16 protein-coding genes and 1 pseudogene are annotated in these 16,125 nt (G+C 36.5%); 6 read left to right on the top strand and 11 right to left on the bottom strand.

Going from position 1 to position 16,125, the window contains the following annotated elements; all coding sequences use genetic code 11:
• Window positions 1-191 (top strand): annotated as a pseudogene (locus tag HMPREF9699_RS11190) (IS5 family transposase); the annotation flags it as partial.
• A 151-nt stretch (window positions 192-342) separates the two neighbouring features.
• Here the strand turns inward: HMPREF9699_RS11190 and HMPREF9699_RS05630 are convergent.
• From HMPREF9699_RS05630 to HMPREF9699_RS05585, 10 genes are all read right to left on the bottom strand, one after another.
• Window positions 343-1,881: a flotillin family protein gene (locus tag HMPREF9699_RS05630; protein WP_002663122.1), complete on the bottom strand. Its 1,539-nt coding sequence runs from the start codon at window positions 1,879-1,881 to the stop codon at window positions 343-345.
• Between the two features lie 123 nt (window positions 1,882-2,004).
• Window positions 2,005-2,574 carry an NfeD family protein gene (locus HMPREF9699_RS05625; RefSeq protein WP_002663120.1) on the bottom strand — a complete coding sequence of 190 codons (570 nt, stop codon included), beginning with the start codon at window positions 2,572-2,574 and terminating at the stop codon, window positions 2,005-2,007.
• A 49-nt stretch (window positions 2,575-2,623) separates the two neighbouring features.
• Entirely contained in the window at window positions 2,624-3,049 is a 426-nt protein-coding gene (locus HMPREF9699_RS05620) for a thioredoxin family protein (protein ID WP_002663118.1), read from the bottom strand.
• A gap of 18 nt (window positions 3,050-3,067) precedes the next feature.
• A complete protein-coding gene (locus HMPREF9699_RS05615; RefSeq protein WP_245946050.1) occupies window positions 3,068-4,726 on the bottom strand; it encodes a BatD family protein in 1,659 nt (552 codons plus the stop codon).
• The gene (locus HMPREF9699_RS05610; protein WP_002663116.1) at window positions 4,726-5,490 is read right to left on the bottom strand and encodes a tetratricopeptide repeat protein; all 765 of its coding nucleotides are present in this window, start codon (window positions 5,488-5,490) and stop codon (window positions 4,726-4,728) included. The genes HMPREF9699_RS05615 and HMPREF9699_RS05610 overlap by 1 nt, the downstream gene beginning before the upstream one ends.
• A 71-nt stretch (window positions 5,491-5,561) precedes the next feature.
• On the bottom strand, window positions 5,562-6,578 hold the full coding sequence (locus HMPREF9699_RS05605; protein ID WP_002663115.1) for a vWA domain-containing protein: 1,017 nt from the start codon (window positions 6,576-6,578) through the stop codon (window positions 5,562-5,564).
• Window positions 6,579-6,595: 17 nt separating this feature from the next.
• On the bottom strand, window positions 6,596-7,603 hold the full coding sequence (locus tag HMPREF9699_RS05600) for a VWA domain-containing protein (RefSeq protein ID WP_002663114.1): 1,008 nt from the start codon (window positions 7,601-7,603) through the stop codon (window positions 6,596-6,598).
• The gene (locus tag HMPREF9699_RS05595; protein ID WP_002663113.1) at window positions 7,603-8,502 is read right to left on the bottom strand and encodes a BatD family protein; all 900 of its coding nucleotides are present in this window, start codon (window positions 8,500-8,502) and stop codon (window positions 7,603-7,605) included. The genes HMPREF9699_RS05600 and HMPREF9699_RS05595 overlap by 1 nt, the downstream gene beginning before the upstream one ends.
• Window positions 8,503-8,592: 90 nt before the next feature.
• Window positions 8,593-9,459 (bottom strand): DUF58 domain-containing protein, encoded by an 867-nt coding sequence (locus tag HMPREF9699_RS05590; RefSeq protein WP_002663112.1) that lies wholly within the window; start codon window positions 9,457-9,459, stop codon window positions 8,593-8,595.
• A 17-nt stretch (window positions 9,460-9,476) separates the two neighbouring features.
• Window positions 9,477-9,926: a hypothetical protein gene (locus tag HMPREF9699_RS05585; protein WP_002663111.1), complete on the bottom strand. Its 450-nt coding sequence runs from the start codon at window positions 9,924-9,926 to the stop codon at window positions 9,477-9,479.
• A gap of 197 nt (window positions 9,927-10,123) precedes the next feature.
• On the opposite strand from HMPREF9699_RS05585, the gene HMPREF9699_RS05580 reads away from it, so the two are divergent.
• The 3 genes from HMPREF9699_RS05580 (at window position 10,124) to lpdA (ending at window position 13,321) form a co-directional block, all read left to right on the top strand.
• A complete protein-coding gene (locus HMPREF9699_RS05580) occupies window positions 10,124-10,474 on the top strand; it encodes a YkvA family protein (protein ID WP_051008204.1) in 351 nt (116 codons plus the stop codon).
• 164 nt (window positions 10,475-10,638) lie between these two features.
• A complete protein-coding gene (surE, locus tag HMPREF9699_RS05575) occupies window positions 10,639-11,403 on the top strand; it encodes a 5'/3'-nucleotidase SurE (protein WP_002663109.1) in 765 nt (254 codons plus the stop codon).
• A 526-nt stretch (window positions 11,404-11,929) separates the two neighbouring features.
• Window positions 11,930-13,321: a dihydrolipoyl dehydrogenase gene (gene lpdA / locus HMPREF9699_RS05570; protein WP_002663106.1), complete on the top strand. Its 1,392-nt coding sequence runs from the start codon at window positions 11,930-11,932 to the stop codon at window positions 13,319-13,321.
• 138 nt (window positions 13,322-13,459) lie between these two features.
• Here lpdA and HMPREF9699_RS05565 read toward each other — a convergent pair whose 3' ends face one another.
• Complete coding sequence (locus HMPREF9699_RS05565) at window positions 13,460-14,137, bottom strand: TrmH family RNA methyltransferase (RefSeq protein ID WP_034985671.1); 678 nt, start codon at window positions 14,135-14,137, stop codon at window positions 13,460-13,462.
• A 39-nt stretch (window positions 14,138-14,176) separates the two neighbouring features.
• On the opposite strand from HMPREF9699_RS05565, the gene HMPREF9699_RS05560 reads away from it, so the two are divergent.
• Together HMPREF9699_RS05560 and gldD are read left to right on the top strand one after the other, a co-directional pair.
• A complete protein-coding gene (locus HMPREF9699_RS05560; protein WP_002663103.1) occupies window positions 14,177-15,193 on the top strand; it encodes an asparaginase in 1,017 nt (338 codons plus the stop codon).
• Between the two features lies 1 nt (window position 15,194).
• A complete protein-coding gene (gldD, locus tag HMPREF9699_RS05555) occupies window positions 15,195-15,800 on the top strand; it encodes a gliding motility lipoprotein GldD (protein ID WP_311316630.1) in 606 nt (201 codons plus the stop codon).
• Window positions 15,801-16,125: the final 325 nt, after the last annotated feature.

The raw sequence follows: 16,125 nt of genomic DNA, 5'->3' as shown, positions 1-16,125 counted from the left end.
CGGAACATTATTTCGATAAAAAACTCTACAAAGAGCGTTACGCCATTGAAAGAAGCAACGCTTGGATGGATAGTTTTCGTTCGGTTTTAAATCGTTTTGATACTACCGTAAGTAGTTGGATAGGTTTTAATTACCTTGCCTTTATCGTCTTAGGACTCAGAAAATTTAAACAAAAGAAAAAGTCGAGATGAGTTCAACAATAAATCTATCCAAGCTCAGAATACTAATCTAAGTTCATGTAAAACCTTTACTGCATTATTAAACAAACTGAATATATTCAAATACACATCAACAAAAATTCCTTTCAGGTTTTTATGTTCTGAAAGGAATTAGTGTTAATATTTAGTCATGAGAGGAATGGTTTCCTTCATTAGTAGAAGCGGGTTGCTCTACTTTGGGAGGTAAAGCATCGGGAAGGTCTTTCCCTTTTAAATAATCTGGAAGATTAAGCCCTGCCATATTAAATAAATCATTGAGTGGGGGTACGGTTTTCATCATTCCTGAAACAAAATTGGCGGTAGAATTATTCCCTTCACCGTTATTCCCACTGTCCCAGACCGTGATTTTATCAATCTTGATATTCTTCACTGCTTCCACTTGTGTTTTCACCAGCTCTGGTAATTTTTCTATAAGGAGAAGCTGGAATGCGTTATTAGCATCGCCACCTGCTGCTTTTACCACTTGGTCATACCCTTCGGCTTGTTTTGTAAGAATTTCAAATAGACCTTTTGCTTCGGCTTCCATTTTCGCAAAAATAGCATCTGCCTCTCCTTTTGCTTTGAGACGAATTTTTTCTGCCTCTGCCTCTGCATCAATGATGGCTTTTTGCTTAGAAATTTCTGCTGGAACTACAATATTCGCATTTTGTGTAGAGCGTTCTCTTTCTGCTCTGGCAGATTCTGCTTTTTGTTCTGCCAGATAAGATTCTTCCAATGCTTTTGCGGCCTGAACTTTCTCTGCAGTAGTAGCTATCTTAAGTGCCTCCGCTTCTTTCTCTCTCCTTTGAGCATCAGAGTTGGCTATGGTGATTCTCGCTTCGTTTTCCCCTTTTACTGCCAATGAATTCGCCAGAGAAGTGGCTATTCTTGATTCTTTTTCTGCCTCAGCCTTACCGATAGACTCATCTTTTGCCGCTGCTGCAATGCTAATCTCTCTATCCTTTTGAGTAATCGCTATTTTCACATCTCTATCACGGTTGGTTTCAGCTATCTGAACATCTTTTTCTCGGTCTGCTTCTGCCTTTCCAGTCTCCCCTATTTTTTCTTGCTCGGCCACGGAAATTTTCGCCTCATTAATTGCTTTAGCAGCAGCCTCTTTACCTAGTGCCTCTATATACCCTGATTCATCCTTAATATCGGTAACATTCACATTGATGAGCTTCAATCCTATTTTCTTAAGCTCTGTATCCACATTTTTAGAAATATTATCTAGGAATTTATCTCTATCAGAATTAATTTCCTCAATGGTCATCGTAGCAATTACTAAGCGAAGCTGCCCGAAAAGAATATCTTTAGACAATTCTTGGATTTGGTCGGGGGTAAGTCCCAGTAATCGCTCTGCGGCATTTCCCATGGTATCCGTTTCGGTAGAAATGGCAATGGTAAATCTACAGGGTACATCTACACGAATGTTTTGGCGTGATAGTGCATTGGTAAGATTCGCTTCAATAGAAATAGGTTTCAAATCTAAATAAGCAAAATCTTGAATCACAGGCCATACAAAAGCACCACCTCCATGGATACATTTGGCAGAACTTCCTCCCGTTTTACCATAAATCACCAAGATTTTGTCCGATGGACATCTTTTATAGCGTGAAATTAAAGCTACAAAAGTTACGAATAGTACGAATACTAACGCAATGATTAAAATAAAAATTTCCATATAGATTAATGAATTAAAAAATTAAAAGATTGAAAGATCAAAAAAGTAAAAGATATTGAAAGCAACGAGCGTAATGGACTTATAAATATACTCTTTATTTTCATTTAAGAAAATCTTTAAAACTTAGATAGGCTCTACTATCAATAAATTCCCATCCACCGCCGTTACTTTTACTGAGGTATTGGTCTTAATTTCCACCTCCGAAAGAGTGATGGCAGAAAGCTCATGACTGGTTCCATTAAGAGATATCATTATTTTTCCTTTTCCCGATTTAGCCGCTGGAATTAAGATATAAACCTCACCTGTTTTCCCGATGAGCTTCTCTATTCTAAAAGTATTATCTTCGGTAAGTTTAAGAATTTGCTTGATGAGCAACCAGAATAACATGATAAACACCAAACCTACCACCGTAGCAATGACTACCACAAGTACCTTACTGCCCAGTTGCTCATAAAATGCCACGCCTGTCCAGCCAAAACCGAGCAAAAAATTGACTAAATTTCTAAAAGAAAAAAACTGAAATGGAGCATCTACATCATCTAATCCACCATCAAAGTCTGCTTCCAAGCCATCGGTATCTCCTCCACCAATAAAGGTAAATAAAGTTTGAATTAAAAAAACAGCACTACTTCCCAAGGCCACATACCAAAATGCCTGATGAAGTGTATCCAAAGATTCTAAAAACTGAAACATGGTATTCTTATTTTTAATGAGCCTAAATATAAGAAAACTTTTAGAATTTTCACTTTATTTTCTCCAAAATATTCACTAAATCTTTCTGGGAAACATAGCCTGAATGCTTAAATAGCAACTGATGATTGGCATCATAAATAAGGATAGTAGGAAAAAGAAGTTCACCATTAGCATTGCCCACCGCATGAGCCCATGAATACATACCATCAGTATAAGGATAAATAACCTGTAAACGATGCTGAAGCGATGTAGAGAAATCTTTTAACTGATTTTTTTCGGGATTAATCTCACTAAAAACAATAGCTTGCTCATGTTTTTTTAGAAACTCATCATTCAAGACTTTTATTTTCATTAATTTACAATACTGACACCAATCCGTATGCAGAAAAACAAGCAAAGGAAGCTCTGCTTTCTCCTGTGCTTTTATAGGAGCTAGAGAAAAAATCATCAGAAAAATAAATACTATTTTTTTCATTGCCTTGTACTATGCGTATTAAATTTCAGCAATAATGCTTTGCATTATCGTCTTAAGTTCCTGAGTAAGTTCATAAAAATGTTCAGTATCATGGTGAGGGGCAAATTTTTCTAAACGAATTTTCTGATGTATTTCTTTATATCTTTCAGAAATATTCCTGCCACACTGATTTTCAATAGCTCCCAATATCCCCTCATCATCATTAGCCGAAAATATCTTCTCCATATACATACTAAGCTTATGATATACAGTAAAATAATTATCAAAATCTCTTTCTGTAACGGATAAAAACATTTCATCTAAATACGCCATCACCCGCTTAGAAATATCTGATGATATCCCCTGTTCTGCTGCAGAAAGATGCTTTTTATTATGATGCTTTTTCTTTCTTAAAATTAGAAAAACTGCCACTAATAAAACCACTGGAAAACCATACTGGAGATAAGGTCTTATTTGCTGAAAAAAATTATAACTATCCTTTTTCTCTTCTTTAGATAATTGGTTGTTAGATGGTAATATATCTTTAGAATCATGTTCTACCACATCTGATGAAGTATCCTCTTCAGGTAAAATGGAATTAAGCACTACTAATTTCGGTGCAATTTCTTGATAACTTTCTGTAATAGGATTAAAGAAAATAAAACTTTCGGTTTTCACCTGCAATGTTCCTGCTTTTTTAGGTAGAATAATATATTCTAAAATGTGTGCTGTACCTTTATTCGTCTTATTCTGCGTTACTTTCGGAGGAAATACCTTATAATGGGCAGATTTTTTCAGCGTAGGCAAATGCTTTTCCACGAGGTTTCCTTCTCCTTCAATAGTAACAAAAACAGAATAAGGTTGCCCTACTATAGGCGGTTTTTTTTCATCTGCTCTGATGTTTATTTCATAATTTCCTACCACTTCGCTTTTCTTTTTCTCGGCGATAGGAATATCTTTCACCTGAAGTTGAATACTATTAGAAACCAGTTTAGCTGAATTAGTATTCATTTCCCCTTGTATAGAAGGAATTTTCACCCATCCCGATGCCTCAGGACTAAGCGTAAAAACCGCCACCACTTGGGAGTGAATATCATCATTTTTTTCTACTATTTCTTTAGAAAAATCTGAATGTAACACCTTGATTTTAGGATGGTGCGGCAAAGAAATTTTTCTTATCTTTTTAAGTGCATCAATGTTTTTAGAATATGCAGTTACCACGGCAACCACTTTTTCATTTTGATAAGGAGAACGATTGTCCACAGTCAGTTTTAGGGAAAGGTCATTTTTATTTTCTGCATACGCACCACCTTCATACACCTGAATATCAAATGGCTCTGTATAATATAATTTATCATTCACTTCTACTGATGCTGAGCCTATCTTATATTTACCACTTTTTTTCGCTCTTAAAAGTGTTTGATAATGAATCTGATTAACTAAAATTCCTGTTTTTTCGTCATAAAAAGAACTTTGCTCACTGCCTTGCTCCAATACTTCAAATTTAGAGGTAGAAAAAAGCCGAAGTGGTGTTTGCTGATGGAGGTCTTTCCCTTTTACTTGTAGAATTACATTAACAAGAATAGGTTCATTTTCAGCAAATTCCTTCCTTCCCTTTTCCGTCTGTACAGAAATGGTAACCTGCCCTAACATGTTTTGGATGATTAAAACGAAGAAAAAAATACTTAGCGGTTTCATTACCAGTCCTTATCGTTACTTTGGGGTTCAGAGTAAGTAGGTTTATTCAATATTCGTCTCTGAGTTTCAGCTTCTTTTTCAGAAAGGGATTTTAATATTCTATTTTTTGTATTTTCAGGAATGGCAGGAGCGTCTTTATCATTTTTTCCATTAGGATTTTGTCCATTAGCATCATCTCCTTTGCCCTTTTCATTTCCATTATTCCCATTTTTTTTCGGTGATTTGCCATCATCTTTGGGAGCTTGCCCTTTATTTTGTTCTTGATTTTGTGAACTATCTTGTGAATTTTGTTGCTGATTCTGTTGAGATGAATTGTTATTTTTCTGTTGCTGTTCCAGCTTTCTTTTAGCAATCTGATAATTTTTTTGGGCATTATTATCCAAAGGATTTTTCTTAATGGCATTTTTATATGCTGCGGCTGCTTTTTCCCATTCTTGTTTTTTAGCAAAGGCATTACCATTATTGTAATAAGAAGCGGCTACACTCTCATTTTCTTTAGAGATTTTCGCTGCTCTTTCGTACATTGCTTGGGCTTCTTCATATTTTCCAGAGCGGTACAGTGCGTTTCCCAAATTAAAAGCCCCTTTAAAATTATTTTTATCTTGTTCTAAAACTTGAGTGTATTTATCAATAGACTTTGCGTAATTCTTATTTTGGAACGCAGTATTGCCCTCGCTCAAAAGAGCGTTGGTACTTTTCTGTGCTTGTAAGAATATATATTGAGAAAATAAAGCTATTACAATAAAAATCCTTTTGATATTCATCAGTACAAAGATACTCGTATTATGGCTAATTCCAATGGTATCAGTGCGTTAAATTTTGGTTAAAAAAACCTCTATAAGTTAAAATTTCGTTTAGGATTTAAAATGAATAAGATGAAGAAAATGAAAACCGCAATGCCCAGCGGATATTGGTAATAATGCTCCAATATTTCCGATTGTATCTTAATAAAAACACCATCTTTCCTTACCCCTCTAACATGATTTACCAGCTGATTTATGGCATTTTCCATGGAATTCGCATCAATATAAATCCCACCTGTTTCTTGAGCTATTTTTTCAAGTGCCTGAGTCTGTCTTTTAGAGAGTACTGTTTCTCCGTAGAAATCGGTTTTATAGCCCATAAGCTGACCATAGAGATAATCTGGTACAGGAGCTCCTTCCTCTGTCCCTACACCGAGAGTGGTAATACGGATATGCTCTTTTTTAGCTAGTTTTATCGCAGCCTCTACATTACCTTCATTATCTTCACCATCACTCAGTAAGATAAGATGTCTCGCATTTTTATCTATAGGTTTAAACTTTTCTACAGCCGCTTGTACTGCTTGTAAAAAATCAGTCCCCTGAACTTTAATAATAGAAGTCTCTATAGCCCCGATGTAAGATTCTGCACTGGAATAATCTGTGGTAAGTGGCATAATAGACTTTGCCTTTCCTGCAAAAGCAATAAGCCCTACCCTATCTGTACCAAAGTTTGGTAAAGAATTCACAATGATATTTTTCGCATTTACCAAACGATTGGGGGCTACATCTTCTGCATTCATAGAATTAGAAACATCTATAGCAAAGAGAATGTTTCCTGTTTTTTGCTGCGTATCTATTTTTTGCGTTCCTCCTACGATGTCCACTATCGCTATGATAAGGCTCAATAATCCGATAAAAAACAACGGAAAAAACCAAAGGTAGGTATTGCCCCATCTCTCCTCACCGAGAATGTTTTTCCTAAATCTAGAAGAGACGAATAACTCCTGCTTTCTTTTCCTCCACCGAAGATAACGAAAGCCTAACCCACCTAATATAGGAATGATGAACAACAAGATGAGATATAGATATTCGCCTAAATTATAATTCATTTCCATTATAATATCAATCAACGGAGGGTTCTAAATACCCCCCAAGTAAGTACAATGTTAATAACCAAAATAAGCAATGCAATAATGAGTAAAGGTCTGAAATATTCTCTGTAGGAATAACTTTTTGATAGGTTTACCTCTGATTTTTCTAACAAATCAATCGATTCATAAATCTGTTCCAAAGCCTCATTAGATGTTGCCCTAAAATATTTTCCGCCCGTAGTTTTAGCAATATTATGGAGCGTATCTTCATCTATCATCACCTTTTCTTCAGTAAAAATAAGATTTCCCATAAAATCGGTTTGGGTAGGCATGAGGGCATAACCATTCGTGCCTATCCCGATACAATAGACTTTAATGCCAAAATCTTTTGCCAAAAGTGCTGCCACATTAGGGTCCATCGCATTTTCAATGGTATTCACCCCATCGGTCATTAAAATAATCACTTTTGATTTTGCCTTACTATTTTTCAGATGATTTACAGCTACGCTCAGCCCTTCGCCTATGGCAGTTCCTTGTTCTAATTCAAAAGGATTAAGATTTGCCAATTCTTCCATAACTACCGCATGGTCTATGGTTAAAGGCACTCTAGCGAGGGCTTCTCCTGAATAAGTTACCAAACCTACTCTATCATTTTTTCTTTTCTGAACAAAACGAATAGCAATATCACGAAGTGCCGAAAGTCTATCGGGTTCTAAATCTCTTGCCAGCATACTAAGGGAGACATCTACTGAGAGGAAAATATCTAATCCTTTCGCATCATCATGTGCCGTGTGAATACTGAAAGTTCTAGGTCTTGCCAAAGCAACAATAAGCAATGCCAAAAAAAGATATTTACTCAGAGAAAGAAAATTTTGAACCCAAACAATCGCGGTATTCCTTGGCATTCCTTGCGTAGTAGGCACAGGAATAACCTTTGCATGATTCTTATTTAAATCTCTATAAAGCAATGGAATAAAAAGAAGAAACAAAAGCAAAAACCACGGATTTGCCAACTGAAAATTCATAAAACTAAAACCTTCCATCACACTCCTGATCTTAATTGTTCTGTTTCTACATCTTTCAATGAATCTTTCACCACCTGCCGCATCATTTCCCAATGTTTTTCCATCACTTCTGCATGAGGAAATATTTTAGCAAATTTCACTTGGTCTCCCATTTTCAGTACTTCTTCCAGCCGAGTTTCATTGGATTTTGAAATCACATTACTTTCTCTCATCACTGCTACCAAATCTTCCGTAAGGAGAACATCTGCAGAAATTTTATATTGTACCAAAATAAAATTTCGCATTAAATCAATAAGCTCCACATAAAACTGCCGAGTCTCTCCTTTCGAGATATAATTTTTCTTTCGGAGCTGCTCTAGTGCTTTCAGGGTCTGATTTGTCCACACTTTAGGCGTATCTTTGGGTTTAGAAAAATATTTGTACAGCCCTACAGCAAAAACAATTAAAGCAATACCCATAAGCACAAGCAGTACATACCACTTATACATTTCCCAATAGTCACTCCAAGAGAGTTTTACCTCTTTATTACCTACAATATCTTCTATTTCATCCTCTGCGGCATATTGATTAACTGCCTTTATGGTGTAAGGAATGGTTCTCAGCACCGTTTCCCCCACTTTAAACTCCAAAGGAGGAATGGTAAACTCTCCTTCCTCAAAAATTTGAAATTCTATTTTCCTCTCATAGGCATCATTTTGAAGTTTCTCTACATCTGTAATCTCTTCAAAATGGAAAGGCAATAGTTCATTTTTCGGTGCCGACTGTACTACTTTCCCTTCTAAATTTTGCACCCGAACGATGAAAACCCCTTTCTCACCCAGCCCTACTGTATTTTTATCTAATGTAGATGAAAGCGTCTGACCATGAATGAGAACGATACCTAATAACAAATAAACGATTTGAAAAATCTTGTTCATTGAAACAACTATCAACTTTTTATAGTTATCCTTTTCATCTACTCAGAGTTTACTTCCGAATACTATCTTACAAAGGATAAACTTCAACGGTTATTTTTTTCGATTAAAATATTGTCTTAATTTTTTCGCATAATCTTCATCAAGAGAAATATCTAACAAAGATGCCGAAGCCTGTTCAAACTGAAAATCAATGTTTTTTTTTCTTTCTTCTCTTTTTTGTTTCCAGTAGTTCTGAAAATAATCAGAGCTGGTATTCACCCAAACTTTCTCCCCGCTTTCCACATCCAAAAACTCAGCATATCCTACTTTCGGAATCTTCCAGTCTTTTTCCTCTGTTACCCTTATCCCCAGAAGCTCATGCTTTTTCGTTGCAATTTTAAGTATTTTATTCTGAATAGGGTCATTAAAATCTGAAAAAAGGAAAAGGAAAGATTTCTTTTTAAACACACTCATCACATACTCTAATGCCTTATCTGTATTGGACTGAGATGGAATATATTCAGTGCTAAGTATCTGACTTATCATGGAAAGAATGTGCTTTTTCCCTTTCTGGGGCGGAATTACCTTATACACCTTATCAGCAAAGAGTATCATGCCTACTTTATCATTATTGCCCACTGCAGAAAAGCCAATACTCGCACAGATTTCTGCCACAAATTCTTTTTTCAGCTGAGACTGCGTACCATAATTCATAGATGCCGAAATATCTATCAGAAACATCATCGTAAGCTCTCGCTCCTCCTCCATTATTTTAACGAAGGGCGACTGAAATCTCGCCGTTTTATTCCAATCTATTCTTCGGATGTCATCTCCAAACTGGTACTGCCTTACCTCCGCAAAAGTCATTCCTTGCCCTTTAAATGCAGAATGGTACTGCCCCATGAGGGAAGCATCGGTTTTCTTCCGAGTACGAACTTCTATTTGTTTAACTTTCCGAACGATATCTTTTACTTGCATATTCTCCATCTGTTATTTTATCGTATCACATTGAGCGTATCATAGTATTTAGACTGTTTGGTCAATCCGAAGTTCACACGAACTCCAAATGTTATGCCTTTAAAATATTTTTCAGAATGAATAGGCATTGCATAGCCCGTATGAATGACCAGCATATTAAGAAAACTAAGACCTAACCTAGGCTCTACCGCATAAGGCGTAGCAGAAACCCCTAAGAGATACCATGTCCCATAGTCCATTCTCAATTCCGGAACAATCTTATTTTTATCCTCAATAGGTGTTACCAATGCACGAGCTGCCACATTAAATACAGCTTCATGAGGTTTAGTAACACGATATTCTAGCCCTACACCGTAGGCATTTCTTCCTCGATAGGTATAATCCACACTAACAGCTAATCTTCTATCCATTTGTGCCGAAATACAAATTCCTATCATCAATAGCAAAATAGTACAATAATTTTTCACACACTTTCCATTTATACAAATGTATCAAATTAATCTGACAAAAAATGTTAAGAAATAATAAAGATTGGTTATTTTATTTCATCTCATCTTACTATCTCCTCCTTCATTTATATCATTCCCGATTTTTTTTACATTTGAAATAAAAAAATAAATCATCGGTACGGAATTTGACAAGGCAAAGAGCAAATACAGAAAAAATGAAAGCTAAAAAATATTCTAAACTTTTCATGGCAAAAGAAGCCATCAAACACAGAGGGTTCATCTCTAAAATTCCCGTTGTTATCCGCATGATAAAGTACTGGAGAAAAGGTATATATCCTGTCAATTCTATGGATATTATCTTACCACTATTGGGCTTAGTATATGTGCTATCCCCTATTGATTTACTTCCAGAAATTGCTATTCCTTTTATCGGAGCGATAGATGACATAGCTATACTTTCCGTCACTATGCCTAAACTGATTAAAGAAGTGGACAAATTCCTCGCTTGGGAAATGGAAAGAAAAAGAAATACACAAGGGATTATAGATGCAGAAATTATAGAGTAAGTTGGAAATGAGAATTTAGAATTTAGAGGTTAGAAATTGTACAATGTACAAAGATTTTGGAGGTTAAAAAATGAAAAGCCATCCGCCAATCGCTAAAAGCTATTCGCCAAAAACCAACCGCCCATTCTCATCTATTTTCATACCTTTGCTTAAAACTATTTGAAATGCAAAAACCCTTAATTTTAGTAACCAACGATGACGGCATTACCGCTCCAGGAATTCGTCATTTGGTAGAATATATGAATGAAATAGGCGAAGTGGTAGTGGTAGCCCCTAATTCTCCCCAGTCTGGAAAAGGACATGCTATTACTATTAATTCTACCCTTACATTTGAAGAGATTAATCTAGATGGCCCTCAGAGAGATTATGCCCTCAGTGGTACGCCTGTGGACTGTGTAAAATTTGCTTTAGACAAAATCCTCACTCGCCGCCCAGACATCGTAGTATCGGGCATCAATCACGGTGCTAATTCTTCCATCAATGTCATCTACTCTGGCACCATGTCTGCCGCCGTAGAAGCAGGTGTAGAGGGACTTCCTGCCATAGGCTTTTCCCTTTTAGACTTTTCTTGGGATGCTGATTTTTCCCAAGCCAAAGATTTCATACAAGACATCGTAAGAAAAACCTTGCTCCACCCTATGCCTAAAGGGGTGGTACTCAATGTAAATATTCCTAAACTAAAAAAAGAGGAAATCCAAGGAATAAAAATATGCCGGCAAGCCCATGCCAAATGGGAAGAAAGTTTTGATGAAAGAACCAATCCTCATGGAAAAAAATACTACTGGCTTACAGGATATTTTAATAATATGGACCAAGGCGAAGATGCAGACGAAACTGCTTTAGCACAAGGCTATATCTCTGTAGTCCCCGTAAAATTTGACCTTACCGCCCATGAATATATAGAACAACTCAAAAAGGATTTATACTAATAAATCCTTTTTGAGTTACCAACTTACTATGCTTTCTTTTAAAACTACATACCAAAACATATTCGTATAGATTTACATTTTGTCAAAACAGTTTGCGGGAACTTAATGTACACTTACATTTTGCCAAAACAATCTGGAGGAACTTAATGTACACTTACATTTTGCCAAAACAACTTGCGGGAACTTAATGTACACTTACATTTTGCCAAAACAATCTGCGGGAACTTAATGTACACTTACATTTTGCCGAAACAATCTGCGGGAACTTAATGTACATTTACATTTTCTCCAAACAATCTGCAGGAACTTAATGTACACTTATAAAAGTCAAGACAAGTTCCATACCCTCGAGGAATTAGCACACAATGAAAATGAAAACAATACAACATCTGAAAAGTGATACACCTTTTAAAAATCTATCGTGTTTTAGCATTTGCTGTTTACCTGCATGCGTTCATCATTCGCCATTAAATAATTTTTGGCAAAGGGTAAAATTTTTGTAAATTCGCACAAATTTATTTTTCCAATGAAATACGACATCATAGTAATAGGTTCTGGACCTGGTGGATATGTTACCGCCATCAGAGCAGCACAGTTAGGCTTTAAAACAGCGGTAGTAGAAAAAGAAAACTTAGGAGGTATCTGCCTGAACTGGGGGTGTATCCCTACCAAAGCACTCCTAAAATCTGCTCATGTGTTCCACTATTTAAAACACGCAGAAGATTTCGGACTGAATAAAGTAGAAAATCCGAGCTTTGATTTTACTAAAGTAGTAGAAAGAAGCCGTGGTGTAGCCTCTAAGATGAGTGGAGGAATCCAATTTCTAATGAAAAAGAATAAGATAGATGTCATCAAAGGAACAGCTACAGTACAAAAAGGTAAAAAAATCTCTGTAAAAGATACCGAAGGAAAAACTACAGAGTACAGTGCAGACCATATCATCATTGCTACAGGAGCGCGTTCTCGTGAGCTTCCTAACCTTCCACAAGATGGTAAAAAAGTCATCGGATACAGACAAGCACTTACACTTCCTAAACAACCCAAATCTATGATCGTGGTAGGTTCTGGTGCCATAGGAGTAGAATTTGCTGACTTCTATAATACCATGGGAACGAAAGTAACCATCGTAGAATTTATGCCAAATATTCTTCCTGTAGAAGATGAAGAGGTATCTAAACACATGGAGAAATCACTCAAAAAGGCAGGAATAGAAATCATGACCAGTTCTTCTGTAGAAGCAGTAGATACCAGCGGTGAGGGAGTAAAGGCAAAAGTAAAAACGGCAAATGGTGAAATCACTTTAGAAGCAGACATCCTCCTTTCAGCAGTGGGCATCCAAGCAAATATAGAAAACATAGGACTGGAAAATGTAGGCATCCAAACGGATAAAGGTAGAATATTAGTAAACGAATGGTACGAAACTTCTGTACCAGGTTACTATGCCATCGGAGATGTAATTCCTACACAGGCACTTGCCCATGTAGCATCTGCAGAAGGAATTACTTGTGTAGAGAAAATTAAAGGCATCCACACAGAAAAAATAGATTATGGAAACATACCAGGATGTACTTACTGCTCACCAGAAGTAGCTTCCGTAGGACTTACAGAAAAACAAGCTAAAGAAAAAGGGTATGATATTAAAGTAGGTAAATTCCCTCTTTCGGCATCAGGTAAAGCTACTGCAAATGGAAATACCGATGGTTTCATTAAAGTAATTTTCGATGCGAAATATGGAGAATGGTTGGGCTGCCACATGGTAGGAGATGGTGTTACTGATATGATTGCCGAAGCTGTAGTCGCCAGAAAATTAGAAACTACAGGACATGAAATCCTAAAAGCGGTGCACCCACACCCTACCGTTTCTGAAGCGGTAATGGAAGCGGTAGCTGCAGCATACGGAGAGGTAATTCATATATAGAAGGTTAGGATTAGAGGTTACCAACTGTTAAAAAGTGAAGACCTATAATTTCTTATACTGCTTATAAATTTTTGTACAATGTATTCATCCAAATAAAGATAATACATTGTACATTTTTTTTAGCCTTGAGCTATAATCTTATTTCGTACTGGATTCATTGTTCAATCTCAAATATCGCTCGTAAATTTCATCTCCTGAACGAATAGAGTTAATGGCCCATCTTATTTTAAGTTCTAGCTGTTGTTCCTCGGTAAGGAAGTGTGGTGTTTTCTGATGAATTAATTTCTGCTTCAGTTCATACATACAGATGGCAGCAGCTACGGAGACATTAAAACTATTAGTCCAGCCATACATAGGAATCATCAGTGTTTCATCTGCCATTTCTAAAGCATCTTCAGATACGCCTTTCCACTCTGTTCCGAATAGTAATGCCGTAGGCTGCTGAATAGAAAAATCTGGAAGTGATGTAGCATTTCGCTCTGGACTTACCGCTACTAAACGATAACCTCTATCTTTTATCACTTGTAGCGAGGCCTTAGTAAGTGGCATTTTCTCCACTTCCACCCAAGTATCTGCTCCTTTGGTGACTTTGATATTGGGTTCAAATGAATTTTTATCTTGTAATGCTACTACTTTATGAAAACCGCATGCCTCTACACTACGAACAATGGCAGCCGCATTTCTAAACTGATATACATCTTCCAGCACAGGGAGAATATAGGCAGAGCTGGTCAGAGCAAAATGATTAATTTTTTCTAATCTTTCCTCAGTAAGAAATCCAGAAAGATATTCAAAAACCTTATGTAAATCACTCATGATTTTTCTCTTTAACAAATTTGCCGTAAATTTACGGATATGAAACGGAAAGTACTCATTATTTACACAGGAGGCACCATAGGAATGGAAAAAGATTATTCCACTGGAAGCCTTTTTCCTTTTAATTTTGAAAATATTTTTTCTAAAATCCCAGAACTCAAACTCTTAGACTGCATCGTAGAAGTAGAGTCTTTCGCAGACCCTTTGGACTCCTCAGACATGGGCCCCGAAGAATGGAGAAAAATTGCACTTATCATTGAGAAAAAATACGATGATTTTGATGGTTTCCTTATCCTCCACGGTACCGATACCATGGCATATACCGCTTCGGCACTAAGTTTCATGCTCAAAGGACTGAGAAAACCCGTGATACTCTCCGGCTCACAATTGCCCATCGGAGATTTAAGAACCGATGCCAAAGAAAATCTGCTCACCAGCCTTTACTACGCTAGCCTCTATGAAAATGAAGAAGCCGTGATACAAGAGGTGGCTATCTATTTTGAGTACAAACTCCTTCGTGGAAACCGTAGTATAAAATTTTCTGCCGAATATTTTGATGCCTACCAAAGCCCGAATTTCCCACCTTTAGGACAGTCAGGAGTACATCTTAATGTGACCAAAGAAGCACTATACCGTGCCCCCAAAGAAGAAAAATTCTCTGTAGATATTTATTTTTCGGAAGGAATTGTTTTTTGGCGTATTTTCCCAGGAATGGATTTTTCTATGCTGAAAGAGATGCCCTCCCTCCGAGTGCTCATCCTCCAAGTATTTGGTTCAGGAACCATATTCTCAGACCCTCAAATTTTGGAAACCCTGTTAGAAATTAGAAGTAAAGGTGTAGAAATAGTAGTCGTTTCCCAATGTTTTTCTGGCTCTATCAGCATTGGTAAATATGAAAATAGTAATGTGTTTAAAAAAATTAGTGCCATCTCGGGGAAAGATATTACTCCAGAAAGTGCCATTACCAAAGCCATGCACCTCTATCAAAATCCACGCTATTCCAAAGATTTTGCCAAAGAGTTTTCTGCCAATCTCCGCGGTGAAATGAGTGAATAATATGAAATCTAATCCTCTAATTATCTTTACTATTCAATTCTCTTTTATGAAAAAGTTTCTTTCTTTAGGGATGTTCATAGTTGCATTAATATCCTGCCAAAAAAACACCATGCCTAAGCCCTACGGAGAACTAAGGTTAGAGTACCCTACTCCTAAATATATTGCTTTCACAGAGCCATGCAATTATGGATTTGAATATTCTGATTTTGCCAAAATAGCACCCTCCAACAAAAAACCATGCTGGTACTACTTAGTATATCCTCAGCTGAAAGCTAAAGTATTCATCACCTATTACCCTGTGGAAAACAACCTGAATGAGCATATCATGGAATCAGAAAAGATGGTCTATGACCATACCATTAAAGCAACTTCTATAGATACCAAGTCATTTGCCTATCCTGAAAAACGCGTTTTCGGAAATTTCTACGAACTGAAAGGGCATACCGCCTCCAATATTCAGTTTTATGCCACCGATAGTACAAAGCATTTCGTTACGGCATACCTCTATTTTAATACTCGACCTAAGCCTGATTCTTTAGCTCCTGCCGTAGATTATGTAAAAAATGACCTTCTCCATCTCATCGATACCTTCCAATGGAAGAAATAGGATTTTAGCGGTTAGCTTTTGGTCTCTAACATCTCATCTCCAACTTCTAAAATCATTGTACATGATACAACTTATAAAAAAACTTTTTGTGTATTAGAAAACTTTATCTATCTTTGCCTCGTTATGTTACACACAATCAACACATATAAAATTACTGAAAAAAAGTGGGCCAAAAATTTGGTCAATTCAAATGATTGTGTAAACACACACACACACACACACACTTACCTTCGCTAAGTATATATAAATATGCGTGTGTACGCGGAATCTATAAAAAAAATCTAGAGCGAGCAAATATCGGATATTTTAATTTATATCCTCCTTC

Source organism: Bergeyella zoohelcum ATCC 43767 (assembly GCF_000301075.1).
In the GTDB taxonomy this organism is placed as follows: Bacteria; Bacteroidota; Bacteroidia; order Flavobacteriales; family Weeksellaceae; genus Bergeyella; species Bergeyella zoohelcum.
This window is presented reverse-complemented; position numbering and strand designations above follow the sequence as displayed.